Consider the following 15234-nt stretch of genomic DNA (forward strand, 5'->3'; position numbering starts at 1 on the left):
ACGCTATTTGATTTGTTATATTCATGATTATTAAATTATCCTAGATGTTATTTTTACGATACAATTAGGACATTAATAACCGTGGAGATAAGGCATGAAAAAATTTCAAGAGACAGAAGCACAAATTCTAAATTTAGTGAATCAACAAATTGTTCCAGGAGTCAGTTATGGATTTATTAGTAATCATGGCAAGCAGATCAAGACTAGCTATGATGAAGCTAATTTTGCAGGTAATAAGTCATGGCAACCCAAGATCACACCACTTGAAGGAAATGAATTATATGATTTAGCATCTTTGACTAAAGTCATGGGTACGGTCCCAATTATTTTAAAATTGATCGATGAGAAAAAACTTGATCTACATGATCCCATTCAAAAATATTTACCACAATTTAAAGATGGACGAATTGAAATATTTCATTTGTTGACGCACACTTCAGGCATTGCGGGTTATATCCCTGATCGTGATAAGTTGAATACTCAGGAATTGATCGATGCATTGTTAAATTTACCTGTAACAGACAATTTCAATAAGAAGGTTGTTTACACGGATACTGGAATGATTTTCTTAGGTTTAATAATTGAAAAAATCTGTCAAGAACCAGTTCAAAGAGTAATTAAAGAGTTTGTTCATAATACTTGGAACCTAGAAGATGCCACATTTGATCCTGAAATTAGTCGTTGTACACCGACGTATCCAGTGAATGGACACATGCTAGTTGGTATTCCTAATGATCCTAAAGCAAGACAGTTGGGAGAACATTGCGGTTCAGCTGGTATGTTTGATAATTTGGTTGATGTTATGCAATTTGCTAAAGGGATGCTTCAGACAGATTATAAGTTCCTTTATAAAAATTTCACTGATTTAGATCCTGGTCGTTCATTGGGCTGGGATATTAAACCTGGCAATGTGCTATTTCACACAGGTTATACAGGTCATTTTATTGCCTTGGATTATCAACATCAAAATGCGATGGTTGTTTTGACTAATCGAGTACATCCAATCGAACACAATCAAATTTTCTTGGAACGTCGTTATACTATTTTGGACAGTTTTTTAAATGAGAGTAAATAAAATGGTCTGTGACATAACTATTTTCACCTCAAACATGCAGCATAAACGTGCGACAGAACATAGCTTTTTCCGCTTAAAACAAACAAGACTAGTAATCCAAAATCGGATTACTAGTCTTGTTTGCCTTAATGCTCGAAAGCTGACCATGTTTTGTCACACTCTTTTGAACTATTTTATATAACCTTTATCATTCAATACTTTTCTAAGTGAAAGCATGGCGGTATAGGTTGCTAGTACGTATATTTTCTTAGTTGGAATATTAGGGATCTCTTTAACGAAATCTTCAATTTCCACTGTTTCAATGTTTTTATCCATATCTAAACCGGCAATTTTGAAACGATAGGTAACATCTTTGACACGTTTACCGCCAGTGATCACGAGTGGTAGTTTTTGATAGTCGAAATCTTCAAAGTTACCGTCCCAGATCCAACTAGTGTCGATACCGTCAGCGTAGTTAGCATTTAACAAGAATGCCAGTGAGTAGTCATCTGTGTCACTAAGAATGGTTTCGATAACTTGATTCAGACCGACGGGATTTTTAACCAAAATAATATTAACGTTCTTTTCGCCAACGGTGATAGTTTCTTGACGACCAAAGACTTTTTCATCATATGAAAAGGCTTTTTTGATTTGATCGATAGTAATACCCATTTCTTTGGCAATTGCATAAGCTGCTAAAGCATTGTAGACATTATATTTACCACCGATATTCATTTCAAAATCATTACCGTCGATTGAGAACTTACTTATATTAGGAAGTAATTCGTCGACCGAAGTTACTTGATACTTCAAATCATTTCGCTTGAAACCGCAGTTAGGACAGAAGTAGTCGCCTAGATTAGCGTAAGTGATCATATGATAGTGCATGATGTGATTACACTTAGGACAGAGGACGCCGTCAGTGTTTGTAGGAGCCTTGAAATCTTCATTTTCGTGGCCATCGGCGTTGAAGCCATAGTAGATGACCTTATTTGGAAGCTCTTTTGATGAGAAGATAGATGCGTCACCGTTAGCAATGATAGTAGCCTCTGGTGCTAACTTAATACCATTTAAGATTTTTTGATAGGTTGTGTAGATCTCACCATAACGATCCATTTGATCGCGGAAAATGTTAGTCAAAATAAAGTACTTTGGTTTGATATATCTACAGATGATCTCGACGTTTGCTTCATCGACTTCTAGAACGGCTAGAGGGCGTTTAGACTTCTTATGATGTGTCACAAAGCTTGTGACGATTCCTTGGATCATATTTGATCCCGTAGGATTAGTCAAAACGTCATCGTACTTTTGTGTTAACATTTTATTGATCAAAGATGTAGTTAAAGTTTTACCATTTGTACCGGTGACAATGATCAGATCATAGTTTTTACCGAGGCTCTTTAAAATATCTGGATCAATTTTATAAGCAATTTTTCCAGGGTAAGATGAACCGCCGTTAAAAAATTTACTTAAAATGAAATATGATGTCTTTCCTGTTAGTGTTGCAATACTTGATTTGAATGTCATTATAAAACCCCAATTAACTTGAATAAAATAATATTATCATAACTAAACGTTATTTTATCGCAAATTGATTCAATTTAGATAATGTTTAATATGTTCAATAACGATTTTTTTAGTTATAATCTTCAAGGAATCTATTTGGAGGCGGAAGAGTGGCTCAATTATTTTTTAAGTATGGTGCGATGAATAGTGGTAAGTCGATTGAGATATTAAAGGTGGCTCACAACTATAAAGAACAAGGCAAGTCAGTTATTTTAATGACCAGTGCCTTTGATACACGTTCGGGTGTTGGTACAATTAAGAGTAGGATCGGTTTGTCAGCTGATGCGATTGCTCTTACACCTGATTCAAATCTTTATGACATCGTTGTTGGATTGAACCCTAAAGCAGCTTGTATTTTAATTGATGAATGTGAATTCATGACTAAAGATCAAGTTTTGCAGGCCACTAAATTAGTGGATGAACTGAATATCCCGGTTATGGCCTTTGGTTTGAAGAATGATTTTAGAAATGAATTGTTCGATGGCTCAAAGTATCTTCTATTATATGCAGACAAGCTAGAAGAAATGAAGACTATCTGTTGGTTCTGCAAGAAGAAAGCAACAATGAACATGAGAATGGATGATGGTAAACCAGTTTATGAGGGTGATCAAATCGTCATTGGTGGCAATGAAATGTATTATCCTGTTTGCCGTCGTCATTATAATAATCCTCCAATAAAATAGTTTAAGAAAGGATCGTTAAGTTGGATAAAATATTAGAACAACTAGAGACCCTAGTTGATAGATACAGTGAATTACAAGAATTAATGAGTGACCCTGAAGTTATTAACGATACGAAACGTTACATGCAGTATTCTAAAGAAGAAGCTGATATGCGCGATGTTGTTAATGCCTTTAAACACTATAAAGAATTAAAGCAAAGTATTAGTGATAGTGACGAGATCTTGCGTGAAACAGATGACGCTGAGATGCAAGCTATGGCTAAAGATGAACTAAATGAATCAAAAGAAGAAATCGGAAAAGTTGAACATGAGATCACACTTTTGATGCTTCCTAAAGATCCTAACGATGATAAGAATATCATCATGGAGATCCGTGGTGCCGCTGGTGGTGATGAAGCCAGTTTGTTCGCTGCCGACCTTTTGTCTATGTACAGTAAGTACGCTGAAAAGCAAGGCTGGACTTTTGAAATTATTGATGAAACTGATACTGAAGTCGGTGGTTACAAAGATGTTGCCGTTATGATCACAGGTAACCGTGTCTATTCTAAATTGAAATATGAAAATGGAGCACATCGTGTTCAAAGAATCCCATCAACTGAATCACAAGGCCGTGTTCATACTTCAACTGCAACAGTTGCTATTATGCCTGAATACGATGAAGTTGAATTAGAGATCGATCCTAAAGATATCCGTACTGATGTTTATCGTTCATCTGGTGCTGGTGGTCAGCATATCAATAAGACTTCATCAGCCGTTCGTATGACCCATTTACCTACTGGTATCGTGGTTGCCATGCAAGATCAACGTTCACAACAACAAAACCGTGAAAAAGCTATGCAAATTTTGAAATCACGTGTCTATGATTACTATGAATCAGAAAATCAAAGTGAATATGATGAAAAGCGCAAGTCAGCTGTTGGTACAGGTGATCGTTCAGAAAGAATTAGAACATATAATTATCCACAAAATCGTGTTACAGACCACAGAATTGGTTTGTCACTGAATAAGTTGGATCGTATTATGAATGGGGAATTGGGAGAAATCATCGATGCCTTGATCGTTTACGACCAAACTCAAAAACTGGAGCAAATTCAAAGTGGAGAGACTAAACTATTCTAATGCCCTGAAAAGGGCTTTTTTGATGCTAGAACAACAAAATAAATATCCTGAAGATGCTCAATATTTAATGGAAGAATTATCCGGATTTAACTATACGCAATTACAATTACATCGTAATGAGGTAGTGCCAAGTGATATCATGCGCAAGTTTCGTGATGGGGTTGTTCGTCTAGGTATGGATGAGCCAGTGCAATATATACTCGGCTATGCTTACTTTATGGATAAAACTTTTGCGGTTAATGATAATACTTTGATTCCCAGACAAGAGACCGAAGAAATGGTTCGGAAAATAATCTCTGACCATTCCAACAAAAATCAATCAATTTTAGATATTGGTACAGGTTCGGGTATTATTGCTATTAATTTGGCTTTGAAGTTTCCTGGTGATGATATCTTGGCAACTGATATTTCAGAAGATGCTCTAAAGGTTGCCCAGTTAAATGCTGATAATTATCAGACGAATAATGTTTTCTTTAAACAGAGTGATTTATTTAAAAAAATTGATAATGAGAAATTTGATGTAATTGTTTCTAATCCACCTTACATTGCTTTGGATGAAAAAAAAGTCATGGATCCGAGTGTTATTAAATATGAGCCTGATTTAGCTTTATATGGAGATAATAATGGTTTAGAATTCTATCAGGATATAACAAAAGTTGCCGATCAACATTTAAATATCGATGGTTCACTTTATATGGAATTTGGATATCATCAAAAATCTGAAATAAAACAAATTTTTGCTAATAATATGTCTGAATATCAGGTAAAATTCTATAAGGATATTAATGGTAATGATCGGTATCTTAAAGCAAAAAAGGAGAGGGTGTAGATTTGGAAACAGAGATACTAAAAGATTCACAGATCCAAGAAGCGGTTAACTTCTTAGCTAATGGCCAACTTGTGGCATTTCCGACTGAGACAGTTTACGGCTTGGGTGCAGATGCAACTAGACCGGATATTGTTAAAAATGTCTACGCGGCTAAGGGACGTCCCAGTGACAATCCTTTGATCGTACATGTTTCCAGTCCTGAAATGGTCTGGCAATATGCTGACAATAGTTACAAGCCATTAGCTGAAAAGTTAATGAAAAGTTTCTGGCCAGGTCCATTGACGATTATCATGCCTATTCAGAAAAATGCTTTGTCAAAAGAGGTTACAGGTGGGCTTTCAACCGCTGCCTTTAGAATGCCAAATAATAAAGTCACGTTAGATTTGATCAAAAAATTTGGTAAACCTATCGTAGGACCTTCCGCCAATACAAGTGGAAAACCAAGTCCAACTTTGGCAAAACATGTTTATCATGATTTAAAAGGAAAGATAGCTGCAATCGTCGATGATGGTCCAACGATCTTGGGAGTTGAATCGACTGTAATCGACTTATCAGTTGATGTACCAACGATCCTAAGACCTGGAATGATCACATATGATGATTTGACAAAAGTTATCGGTAATATAAAGAGTGATCATCATAAGGTAAAAGACGAGGAAATCCCCAAGGCACCAGGAATGAAATACAAACATTATGCTCCTAGTGCACAGGTGATTATCGTCGATGATACGAATGACTTTCCTAAGGCAATTTCTGAGTATCAGGACATGAAGGTTCCCGTTGGAATACTAGCAACTGACGAAATTCTTCAAGAAGCACCTGATAGTTTCAGAAAATTCTCATTAGGTGAAGACGTGATCTCTGCTTCAAAACATCTCTTTGCAGGATTAAGAGGTCTGGATGCTGAAAAGGTTGATTACATATTGGCACAAGGATTTCCTAATGCTGACCACGGGGATGCATATCGAAACCGTTTAAATAAATCTGCTGGTCAAAAACATTACGAAAAATAAGGAGAAATATAATGTCTAAATTTCAAGTACTGAACCACCCATTGATTCAACACAAACTAACAATCATCAGAAGTAAACACACAGGAACAAAGGTTTTCCGTGAAGTAGCCAATGAAATTGGTGAATTAATGGTTTATGAAATTACTAGAGATTTGCCACTAAAGGATGTTGAAGTTGAGACACCTATGGGCAAATCAACACAAAAGGTCCTAGCCGGAAAGAAATTAGCTGTTATTCCTATTCTTCGTGCTGGATTAGGAATGGTCGACGGTGTCTTGGAATTGATCCCAGCTGCTAAAGTTGGTCACATCGGTATGTATCGTGATGAAAAAACACTTCAACCACATGAATATTTTGTAAAGCTTCCTAGTGATATTGATCAACGTGACCTATTCATCGTTGATCCAATGCTGGCTACTGGTGGTTCAGCTAATATGGCCATCGATGCTTTGAAGAAGCGTGGAGCAAAGCACATGAGACTTGTTGTTTTAGTTGCTGCCCCAGAAGGTGTAAAAGCGGTACAAGATGCACATCCTGATGTTGACATTTATGCCGCCTCACTTGACGAAAGAATTACTGATAGTGGTTACATTTTCCCTGGATTAGGTGATGCTGGAGACAGATTATTTGGTACTAAATAAAAAAAACACTGTTTGAATATTTTTTTTATAGTGTTATTATTTTGAGGTATCAATATGTTTTCAATAAGTAAAGAAAGGGGGGTTATTATTGGATGATAAGTACAAGTTTATTGATTTCTTAGGTTTGAGATTCAATGTTGCAAACGACTTATCAGCACTCGTTGCAGCTATTCTTGTTTTTATTTTAGTTTTTTCGTTATCACGTAAAATTACAATGAAACCAGGAAAAGCTCAGAACGTTTTAGAGTGGATGATTGATTTTACAGATAGTATCGTTAAGTCGGCTTTTCCGGACGGTTCTGGTAGTCGATTTAGTCTTTACGCATTTGTATTATTCTTGTTTATCTTTGTATCTAACCAACTAGGATTAATATTCCAAATCAAGGTTGATGGTTTCACGTATATTAAGTCGCCAACAACTAATCCGTTAATTACTATGTCGCTAGCTTTAATTTCGTTAATGCTGGCACATTACTATTCTGTAAAGAAATTCGGATTCGGCACATACTTGTCCAATTATGCGAGACCGGTGAGCTTTTTGCTACCAATTAACCTTCTGGAGGAGTTCACGAACTTCTTAACGTTGTCATTGCGTCTTTACGGTAATATATTTGCCGGTGAAGTACTTCTTGCACTTATTGGAACTGTTGCTAAGAGTTTTGGCTTAGTATCATTTGTTGTTGCCATTCCGGTAGAAATGATCTGGCAAGGCTTTTCAGTCTTTATTGGAGCCATCCAAGCGTATGTATTTACCACATTATCTATGGTCTATATTTCACGTAAAATGGAAAGAGAATAACTTTTATATTGGAGGATTTTTAAATTATGAAAGAAATCGCGGCAGCTATTGCAGCTGGTTTAGCAGCTTTTGGTGCATCAATTGGTAACGGACTTGTTATTTCTAAAACCCTTGAGGGTATGGCTCGTCAACCAGAAGTAGCTGGTCAATTAAGAGGAACTATGTTTATCGGTGTCGGTCTTATCGAAGCTGTTCCTATCATTGCCATTGCTATTTCATTCGTTATTCTTTTCGTATAATACATACATTAGTTGGCGATAAAAAATATAATCGCCTTTTTTATGTTTTATAGGAAAGGGAGGAGTTGAGAATATTGGCAAGTTTATTAGTACTCGGAGCAAGCAAAATAGCTTTAGGTGATATGCTTTTTATTCTTATTTCTTTTATCCTGTTATCGCTAGCTGTTAAACACTATGCATGGGGTCCTGTCACAAAGATGATGGATGCCAGATCAGAAAAAATCTCTGGAGACTTAGATTACGCTGATCAAGAACGTGCACGTGCAGACAAGCTGGGTAAGGAACGTGAAGAAGCACTTAAAAATTCACGTGCTGAAGCAATTGAGATCGTCAACAAAGCTAAAGACAATGGTGATTCACAAAAGAAGGCCATCGTAGCAGACGCTCATAGCGAAGCTGAAACTGTAAGAACAAAAGCTAAGCAAGATGCTGAAAAAGCAAAACAAGATGCTATGCAAGATGCCCAAAATGACATCGCAAACTTGTCTTTAGAGATAGCTTCAAGAGTTATTTCTAAAGAGCTTAATGCAGACGATCAAAAGTCTCTAGTTGACTCTTATATTAAGGAGCTGACAGTAAATAATGAAACTAAGTAAATTTCAAGTGGGCAAGCGTTACAGCAGAGCACTCTATGAAGTTGCTGAAGAACGAGGATCAGTTGAAGAAAACTTGAAAGATTTACAAAGTCTTAAGCAAGTTTATCTTGAAAATCCAAGTTTGAATATATTATTTGCTGGACGTTCAGTTTCTCGAGATGAGAGAAAAAAAGTCGTAGAAACTTTAAAATCTGGTTTAAGCGAACTAATGCAGGATTTTTTGAGTATGCTTTTTGATCGTGATCGTATGAATTGTTTAGTTGAAATTGCTGACGCCTATATCGAAAGATATGACGAAGACAATGGGGTCGTTGAAGTTACTGCAACAACAACAGTTCCTCTCAACTCAGAACAAGAAGAAAATCTAAGATCTGTTGTTAAACAACGTTTTTCTGTAAAACAAGCAAACTTAACAAAAGTAATCGATCCTTCAATCATCGGCGGAGTTGTTATCCGTGTTGGTGATCAAGTAATTGATGGCAGCGTTGTTAAGCGATTTAATGACATCAAAAACATGCTATTAGTTAATAAATAAGTAGAGGTGAAAAGAATGAGCATCAAAACTGAAGAGATTAGTTCACTGATCAAAGAACAGTTAAAGAACTATAAAAATGAACTCTCAGTTGATGAAGTAGGTACAGTTACATATGTCGGTGATGGTATTGCTCGTGCTAATGGCCTTGAAAACGCTATGGCAAGTGAATTACTTGAATTCCAAGACGGTACTTTTGGTGTGGCTCAAAACCTTGAAAGTGATGATGTTGGTATTATCATTTTAGGAAATTATGACAAAATTCGTGAAGGCGATACAGTTAAAAGAACTGGTCGTATCATGGAAGTTCCAGTAGGTGATGCACTTATTGGACGTGTCGTTAATGCTTTGGGACAACCAGTTGATGGACTTGGAGAAATGAAGACTGATAAGACAAGACCTATCGAATCACCTGCACCAGGTGTTATGCAACGTAAATCAGTTTTCCAGCCTTTACAAACAGGTTTGAAAGCCGTTGATTCACTTGTTCCTATCGGACGTGGTCAACGTGAATTGATTATCGGTGATCGTAAGACTGGTAAAACTTCAATCGCTATCGATACAATCATTAACCAAAAAGATCAAGATATGATCTGTGTTTATGTAGCAATTGGTCAAAAGGAATCAACTATTAGAAGTCAAGTTGAAACATTAAGAAAGAACGGCGCAATGGATTATACCATTGTTGTTGAAGCTGGACCTAGTCAACCAGCTCCTATGCTTTACTTTGCACCATATGCTGGTGCTGCTATGGGTGAATATTTCATGTATAACGGTAAGCACGTTCTTATTGTATATGATGATTTAAGCAAGCAAGCTACTGCCTATCGTGAGATATCGCTATTGCTTCGTAGACCACCTGGGCGTGAAGCATATCCTGGTGATGTTTTCTACTTGCACTCACGTTTACTAGAACGTGCTGCTAAGTTGAGTGATGATCTCGGGGGTGGTTCAATGACTGCTCTACCAATCATCGAAACACAAGCCGGTGATATTTCCGCATATATTCCTACAAACGTTATTTCCATCACTGATGGACAGATTTTCTTGGGTAGTGATTTGTTCTATTCAGGTACACGTCCAGCTATCGATGCTGGTGCTTCTGTTTCTCGTGTTGGTGGTGACGCCCAAATTAAGGCTATGAAGAAGGTTGCCGGTACATTACGTCTGGATCTATCTTCATATCGTGAATTGGAATCATTTGCTCAATTTGGTTCTGATCTTGATGAGGCTACTAAGGCAAAACTAGATCGTGGTCGTCGTACTGTTGAAGTTCTAAAACAACCAGTACACGCACCTATTGCTGTTGAAAAACAAGTTTTGATCTTATTTGCTTTAACTAGAGGATTCCTTGATAAGGTTAAAGTTGACGATATCCTAGAATATGAAGCTTCACTTTCTGAATTCTTCGATGCAAATCATGCCGATCTCTTAAAAGAAATTAAGGAAACAGGTAAACTACCTGATGAAGACAAGATGAAACAAGGTGTACAAGAATTCACCGAAAACTTCTTGGCTTCAAAATCTGACAAGCAAGATAAATAATACAGGAGGTTTAAATTATGGCTGAGTCACTTATGGACATTAAAAGAAGAATCTCTTCTACTAAGAAAACCGGTCAAATAACAAGAGCCATGCAAATGGTTTCTGGTGCTAAACTCTCTCGTATTGAAAAGAAATCTATTGCTTATCAATTATATGCAAACAAAGTTGAAGAAATTATTAGACACTTAACAGTTGGTGATGTCTTTGGTGAGATTGCTGCTGGTGGAAACTCAAAGGATCCAATGAGTCTAAATAATCTTCTTCAAGTGCGTGAGGTCAAAAAGACTGCTTATGTTGTTATAACTAGTGATCGTGGTCTTGTAGGTGGATATAATAGTAATATTTTGAAAGCTATGATGGATCTTTTTAAGACCAAATATCATAACGATACAAGTAAATTTACTATTATTTCACTGGGCAATACCGGAACAGAGTTTTTCAAGACACGTGGTTATGATATTGCTTATGAATATCGTGGTTTAGAGGATATTCCAACAGTTGAAGATGTAAAACCTATTGTGAAAACTATTTTGCAATTATATCAAGCTGGTAGTTTTGATGAAATTTATGTCTGTCATAATCATCATGTCAACTCACTTGTATCTAGATTTACTAATGACAAGTTATTGCCATTAACTAAACCTAAAGACACTACACCTGAGGAAGAACATATCGCTAGTGAATATTTAACAGAGCCAAGTCCTGAAGTAGTTTTGGCTTCAATCGTACCTCAATATATTGAATGCTTAACTTTCGGAGCAATTATGGATGCAAAGACAGCAGAACATGCTGCTTCTGTTACAGCCATGAAGAGTGCTACGGATAATGCCGATGATTTGATCTCAGATCTTTCATTACATTACAACCGTGCACGTCAAGCTCAAATTACTACAGAGATTACTGAAATTGTCGGCGGTGCTGCTGCACTAGAATAGTTTAGAAGGGAGCCAAATTAATGAGTAGCAAAGGTAAAGTTATTCAGGTAATTGGTCCGGTTGTTGACGTGGAGTTTCCTTTAGACGGAGATCTTCCTGAACTTAATGATGCTTTGAAAATTACAAAGCATGACGGATCAACAATTACCCTTGAAGTTGCTCTAGAATTAGGTGATGGTGCTTTGCGTGCCATTTCCATGAGTTCTACTGACGGACTTCAAAGAGGTGTCGACGTTATTAATACTGGTAGTCCAATTTCTGTTCCTGTCGGAAAAGAAACTTTGGGCCGTGTGTTTAACGTTTTAGGTGAATCAATCGATGGAGGCGAGAAATTTCCCGCAGACTTCAGAAGAGATAGTATTCACCGTCAAGCACCTGCTTATGATGAATTAAATACATCAACAGAAATTCTTGAAACAGGTATCAAAGTTATCGACCTTCTCGAACCTTACGTTCGTGGTGGTAAGATTGGTTTGTTCGGTGGTGCCGGTGTTGGTAAGACCGTTCTTATTCAAGAATTGATCCACAATATTGCTGAAGAGCATGGTGGTATCTCAGTATTTACTGGTGTTGGTGAAAGAACACGTGAAGGTAATGACCTTTACTATGAAATGAAAGAATCAGGTGTTCTTGAAAAGACTGCCATGGTTTATGGACAGATGAACGAATCACCTGGTGCTCGTATGCGTGTTGCCCTAACAGGTTTGACAATTGCTGAGTACTTCCGTGATGTTGAGGGTCAAGATGTGCTATTGTTTATCGATAACATTTTCAGATTTACTCAAGCCGGTTCTGAAGTTTCAGCCCTATTAGGACGTATGCCATCAGCCGTTGGTTATCAACCAACATTGGCTACAGAAATGGGTCAATTGCAGGAAAGAATCACTTCTACACAGAAGGGTTCAATTACTTCAATTCAAGCCGTTTATGTTCCAGCTGATGATTATACTGACCCTGCTCCTGCTACAACTTTCGCTCACTTGGATGCTACAACTAACCTTGAACGTAAGTTAACAGAACAAGGTATTTATCCTGCTGTTGATCCATTAGCATCATCATCTTCAGCTCTTGATCCTTCGATTGTTGGACAAGAACACTATGATGTTGCTACAAGAGTTCAACAAGTTCTTCAAAGATATCGTGAATTGCAAGATATTATCTCAATTCTTGGTATGGATGAATTGTCTGATGATGAAAAGACTACTGTTGCACGTGCAAGACGTATTCAATTCTTCTTGGGACAAAACTTTAGTGTTGCCGAACAATTTACTGGTGTTCCAGGTTCTTACGTTCCTGTTGAAGAAACAGTTAAGGACTTTAAGGATATCTTAGAAGGTAAGTATGACGATGTTCCAGAAGATGCCTTTAATGGTGTTGGTGGAATTAAAGATGTACTTGAAAAAGCTAAGAAGTCCGGTTGGAAACCAGAAGATGAACAACAAAATGGTGCTGCTGAGGCAGTTGCTAACTAAAAAGGGAGGGGAATAATATGGCTGATCAAAGTGAACCAATGACGGTCAATATTGTCACTCCTGATGGTGTTGTTTATGACCATCATGCAAATCTTATCGTAGCAAGCACCATCAGTGGGAATATCGGGATCATGGCTAACCATGAACCTATCATCGCACCTTTAAAGATCGATGAAGTCCGTGTAAAGCGTGACGATACTCCTAATCATGAAGATGCAATTGCGGTTAACGGTGGATTCCTGGAGTTCAGCAATAATCTTGTTTCTATTGTTGCTAATAGTGCTGAAAGAGCCATTAACATTGACTTGAGACGTGCTAAGTATGCAAAGGAAACAGCAGAGAAGAAAATTCAAACTGCTAAAGAAAAACATAATGTGGACGATCTTGATCGTGCCGAAGTATCATTGCGTAAAGCTATCAACAGAATCAACGTTAGCTCACATGAAGATACAAAATTATAATAAATAAGGACAAAGATAAAACTTTCGGGTTTAGTCTTTGTCCTTTTTTTGGTACTATGAAAAGAGTTAAGTATTTTTAATAAAGTAAAACATATCATTATGACAGTGTTATGCTATACAAAGTGAGGTTATAGAATGCAAAATCTAGGCGTTAATGCAATTTTTACGCTAGTAAGTCATCTGGTTTTTATTTGGCTAAGTTTTAATTGTTTACAAGTAATTGACTGGAAAAAGTTTTATAATAAATCAGTCAACCCTAGAATGTTACAACTACTTATAGCATTCTTAGCAGTTGCTTTAGGCTACACTGTCAGTTCATTTTTCTTGAACATAATCAGTGTTTCACAGAACTTGACCTTACTTTTCTAATTCTAATGATTCCAGCATTTTGGAGGAAAATATTGTGCAACAAATTATCGTAAATGGACCATCTAAGTTAAAGGGAACTGTTAAAGTTGAAGGAGCTAAAAACGCCGCGTTACCAATTTTAGCAGCGACTCTATTGGCTTCGTCAGGGGAAGTAGCCCTAACAAATATCCCTCCATTGTCAGACGTCATAACGATGACAAAGATGTTGCGTGCACTTGGTGCCGACGTAACTTTTGATGAAGATAACGAAGTATTGACTGTTGATGCTTCAAAGGGAATCACAACGACCGCACCAGAAGAACTAGTTGATAAAATGCGTGCCTCAATCGTTGTTTTAGGACCACTTTTGGCCCGTAACAAGGAAGCACATGTAGCGATGCCGGGAGGCTGTGCTATTGGCTCTCGTCCGATAGATTTACATATTAAGGGACTAGAAGCTATGGGCGCAGAATTCCAACAGAACGGTGGATTTATCGACGCTAAAACTGATGGTTTGAAGGGAACTAACATTTACTTAGATTTCCCAAGTGTCGGTGCTACACAAAATATTATGATGGCAGCCGTTTTGGCTGAAGGCGAAACAGTAATCGATAATGCTGCTCGCGAACCAGAGATCGTCGACTTAGCTAACGTGTTGAGTAAAATGGGTGGAGATCTCAGTGGTGCCGGTACTAATACAATTCGTATCAGAGGCGTCAAGGCACTTCACGGTTGTGAACATTCAATTATGCAAGATAGAATTGAAGCGGGTACATTTATGGTTGCTGCCGCCGTTACAGACGGTGACATTATGATCAAAGATGCTATTGCAGCTCATAATCGTCCCCTTATTTCCAAATTAAAGGAAATGGGCGTTAATATTTTAGAATTAGATGAAGGAATTAGAGTTATTGGAACAGATCATCTTCGTCCAGTAGATGTTAAAACATTGCCTCACCCTGGTTTTCCAACAGATATGCAGGCACAAATGACTTTAGTACAATTATTAAGTTTAGGTACTACCGTTATGACGGAGACTGTTTTTGAAAATCGCTTTATGCATTTTCCAGAATTTGGGAAAATGAAAGCCGATTATAAGATAGAAGGTAATTCTGTTATTATGTTTGGACCAGCACAATTAACAGGTGCTAAAGTTTCAGCAACTGATTTAAGAGCTGCTGCCGCACTTGTTTTAGCTGGTATAGTTGCTGAAGGCGAAACAAGAGTTTCTAACCTACAGTATTTAGATCGTGGTTATTATCATTTCACTGAAAAGTTAAGAAGTTTAGGCGCCAATATAAGACGTGTATCAATTGATAAAGACGGAAGAGAAAATCTAGTATTACATACCGTTTCAAGTATCAATAAATTGGCTTAGAAAGTGGTTGATCCACTTTCTTTTT

General features: G+C 37.2%; 17 protein-coding genes. 16 read left to right on the top strand and 1 reads right to left on the bottom strand.

Going from position 1 to position 15234, the window contains the following annotated elements:
- Positions 1 to 94: 94 nt before the first annotated feature.
- Positions 95 to 1075, top strand: coding sequence for a serine hydrolase domain-containing protein (locus EKM60_RS03685; RefSeq protein ID WP_125712566.1), 981 nt, complete (start codon positions 95 to 97; stop codon positions 1073 to 1075).
- A gap of 168 nt (positions 1076 to 1243) precedes the next feature.
- Here EKM60_RS03685 and EKM60_RS03690 read toward each other — a convergent pair whose 3' ends face one another.
- A complete protein-coding gene (locus tag EKM60_RS03690) occupies positions 1244 to 2581 on the bottom strand; it encodes a Mur ligase family protein (RefSeq protein WP_125712568.1) in 1338 nt (445 codons plus the stop codon).
- 149 nt (positions 2582 to 2730) lie between these two features.
- On the opposite strand from EKM60_RS03690, the gene EKM60_RS03695 reads away from it, so the two are divergent.
- From EKM60_RS03695 to murA, 15 genes are all read left to right on the top strand, one after another.
- Positions 2731 to 3303: a thymidine kinase gene (locus EKM60_RS03695; protein WP_125712570.1), complete on the top strand. Its 573-nt coding sequence runs from the start codon at positions 2731 to 2733 to the stop codon at positions 3301 to 3303.
- Between the two features lie 20 nt (positions 3304 to 3323).
- The gene (prfA, locus tag EKM60_RS03700; RefSeq protein WP_125712572.1) at positions 3324 to 4421 is read left to right on the top strand and encodes a peptide chain release factor 1; all 1098 of its coding nucleotides are present in this window, start codon (positions 3324 to 3326) and stop codon (positions 4419 to 4421) included.
- Complete coding sequence (gene prmC, locus EKM60_RS03705; protein WP_125712574.1) at positions 4399 to 5250, top strand: peptide chain release factor N(5)-glutamine methyltransferase; 852 nt, start codon at positions 4399 to 4401, stop codon at positions 5248 to 5250. Before prfA ends, prmC begins: the two co-directional genes overlap by 23 nt.
- A gap of 2 nt (positions 5251 to 5252) precedes the next feature.
- Positions 5253 to 6263, top strand: coding sequence for an L-threonylcarbamoyladenylate synthase (locus EKM60_RS03710; protein WP_125712576.1), 1011 nt, complete (start codon positions 5253 to 5255; stop codon positions 6261 to 6263).
- A gap of 11 nt (positions 6264 to 6274) precedes the next feature.
- Positions 6275 to 6904, top strand: a complete 630-nt coding sequence (gene upp, locus EKM60_RS03715) for a uracil phosphoribosyltransferase (RefSeq protein ID WP_125676680.1) — start codon at positions 6275 to 6277, stop codon at positions 6902 to 6904.
- Between the two features lie 88 nt (positions 6905 to 6992).
- Positions 6993 to 7703 (top strand): F0F1 ATP synthase subunit A, encoded by a 711-nt coding sequence (gene atpB / locus EKM60_RS03720; protein ID WP_125712578.1) that lies wholly within the window; start codon positions 6993 to 6995, stop codon positions 7701 to 7703.
- A gap of 26 nt (positions 7704 to 7729) precedes the next feature.
- On the top strand, positions 7730 to 7942 hold the full coding sequence (atpE, locus tag EKM60_RS03725) for a F0F1 ATP synthase subunit C (protein WP_057765691.1): 213 nt from the start codon (positions 7730 to 7732) through the stop codon (positions 7940 to 7942).
- A gap of 74 nt (positions 7943 to 8016) precedes the next feature.
- Complete coding sequence (atpF, locus tag EKM60_RS03730; RefSeq protein WP_125712580.1) at positions 8017 to 8538, top strand: F0F1 ATP synthase subunit B; 522 nt, start codon at positions 8017 to 8019, stop codon at positions 8536 to 8538.
- The gene (gene atpH, locus EKM60_RS03735) at positions 8525 to 9073 is read left to right on the top strand and encodes an ATP synthase F1 subunit delta (protein WP_125712582.1); all 549 of its coding nucleotides are present in this window, start codon (positions 8525 to 8527) and stop codon (positions 9071 to 9073) included. The genes atpF and atpH overlap by 14 nt, the downstream gene beginning before the upstream one ends.
- 15 nt (positions 9074 to 9088) lie before the next feature.
- Positions 9089 to 10615: a F0F1 ATP synthase subunit alpha gene (atpA, locus tag EKM60_RS03740; protein WP_125712584.1), complete on the top strand. Its 1527-nt coding sequence runs from the start codon at positions 9089 to 9091 to the stop codon at positions 10613 to 10615.
- 17 nt (positions 10616 to 10632) lie between these two features.
- Positions 10633 to 11550, top strand: coding sequence for a F0F1 ATP synthase subunit gamma (locus EKM60_RS03745; RefSeq protein WP_125712586.1), 918 nt, complete (start codon positions 10633 to 10635; stop codon positions 11548 to 11550).
- 20 nt (positions 11551 to 11570) lie between these two features.
- Positions 11571 to 13022 (top strand): F0F1 ATP synthase subunit beta, encoded by a 1452-nt coding sequence (gene atpD, locus EKM60_RS03750; protein WP_125712588.1) that lies wholly within the window; start codon positions 11571 to 11573, stop codon positions 13020 to 13022.
- 17 nt (positions 13023 to 13039) lie between these two features.
- On the top strand, positions 13040 to 13483 hold the full coding sequence (locus tag EKM60_RS03755) for a F0F1 ATP synthase subunit epsilon (protein WP_125712590.1): 444 nt from the start codon (positions 13040 to 13042) through the stop codon (positions 13481 to 13483).
- Positions 13484 to 13618: 135 nt separating this feature from the next.
- Positions 13619 to 13852 carry a DUF1146 family protein gene (locus EKM60_RS03760; protein ID WP_125712592.1) on the top strand — a complete coding sequence of 78 codons (234 nt, stop codon included), beginning with the start codon at positions 13619 to 13621 and terminating at the stop codon, positions 13850 to 13852.
- A gap of 34 nt (positions 13853 to 13886) precedes the next feature.
- Positions 13887 to 15209: a UDP-N-acetylglucosamine 1-carboxyvinyltransferase gene (murA, locus tag EKM60_RS03765; RefSeq protein ID WP_125712594.1), complete on the top strand. Its 1323-nt coding sequence runs from the start codon at positions 13887 to 13889 to the stop codon at positions 15207 to 15209.
- Positions 15210 to 15234: the final 25 nt, after the last annotated feature.

This window comes from Companilactobacillus kedongensis (assembly GCF_003946625.1).
Taxonomy (GTDB): Bacteria; Bacillota; Bacilli; order Lactobacillales; family Lactobacillaceae; genus Companilactobacillus; species Companilactobacillus kedongensis.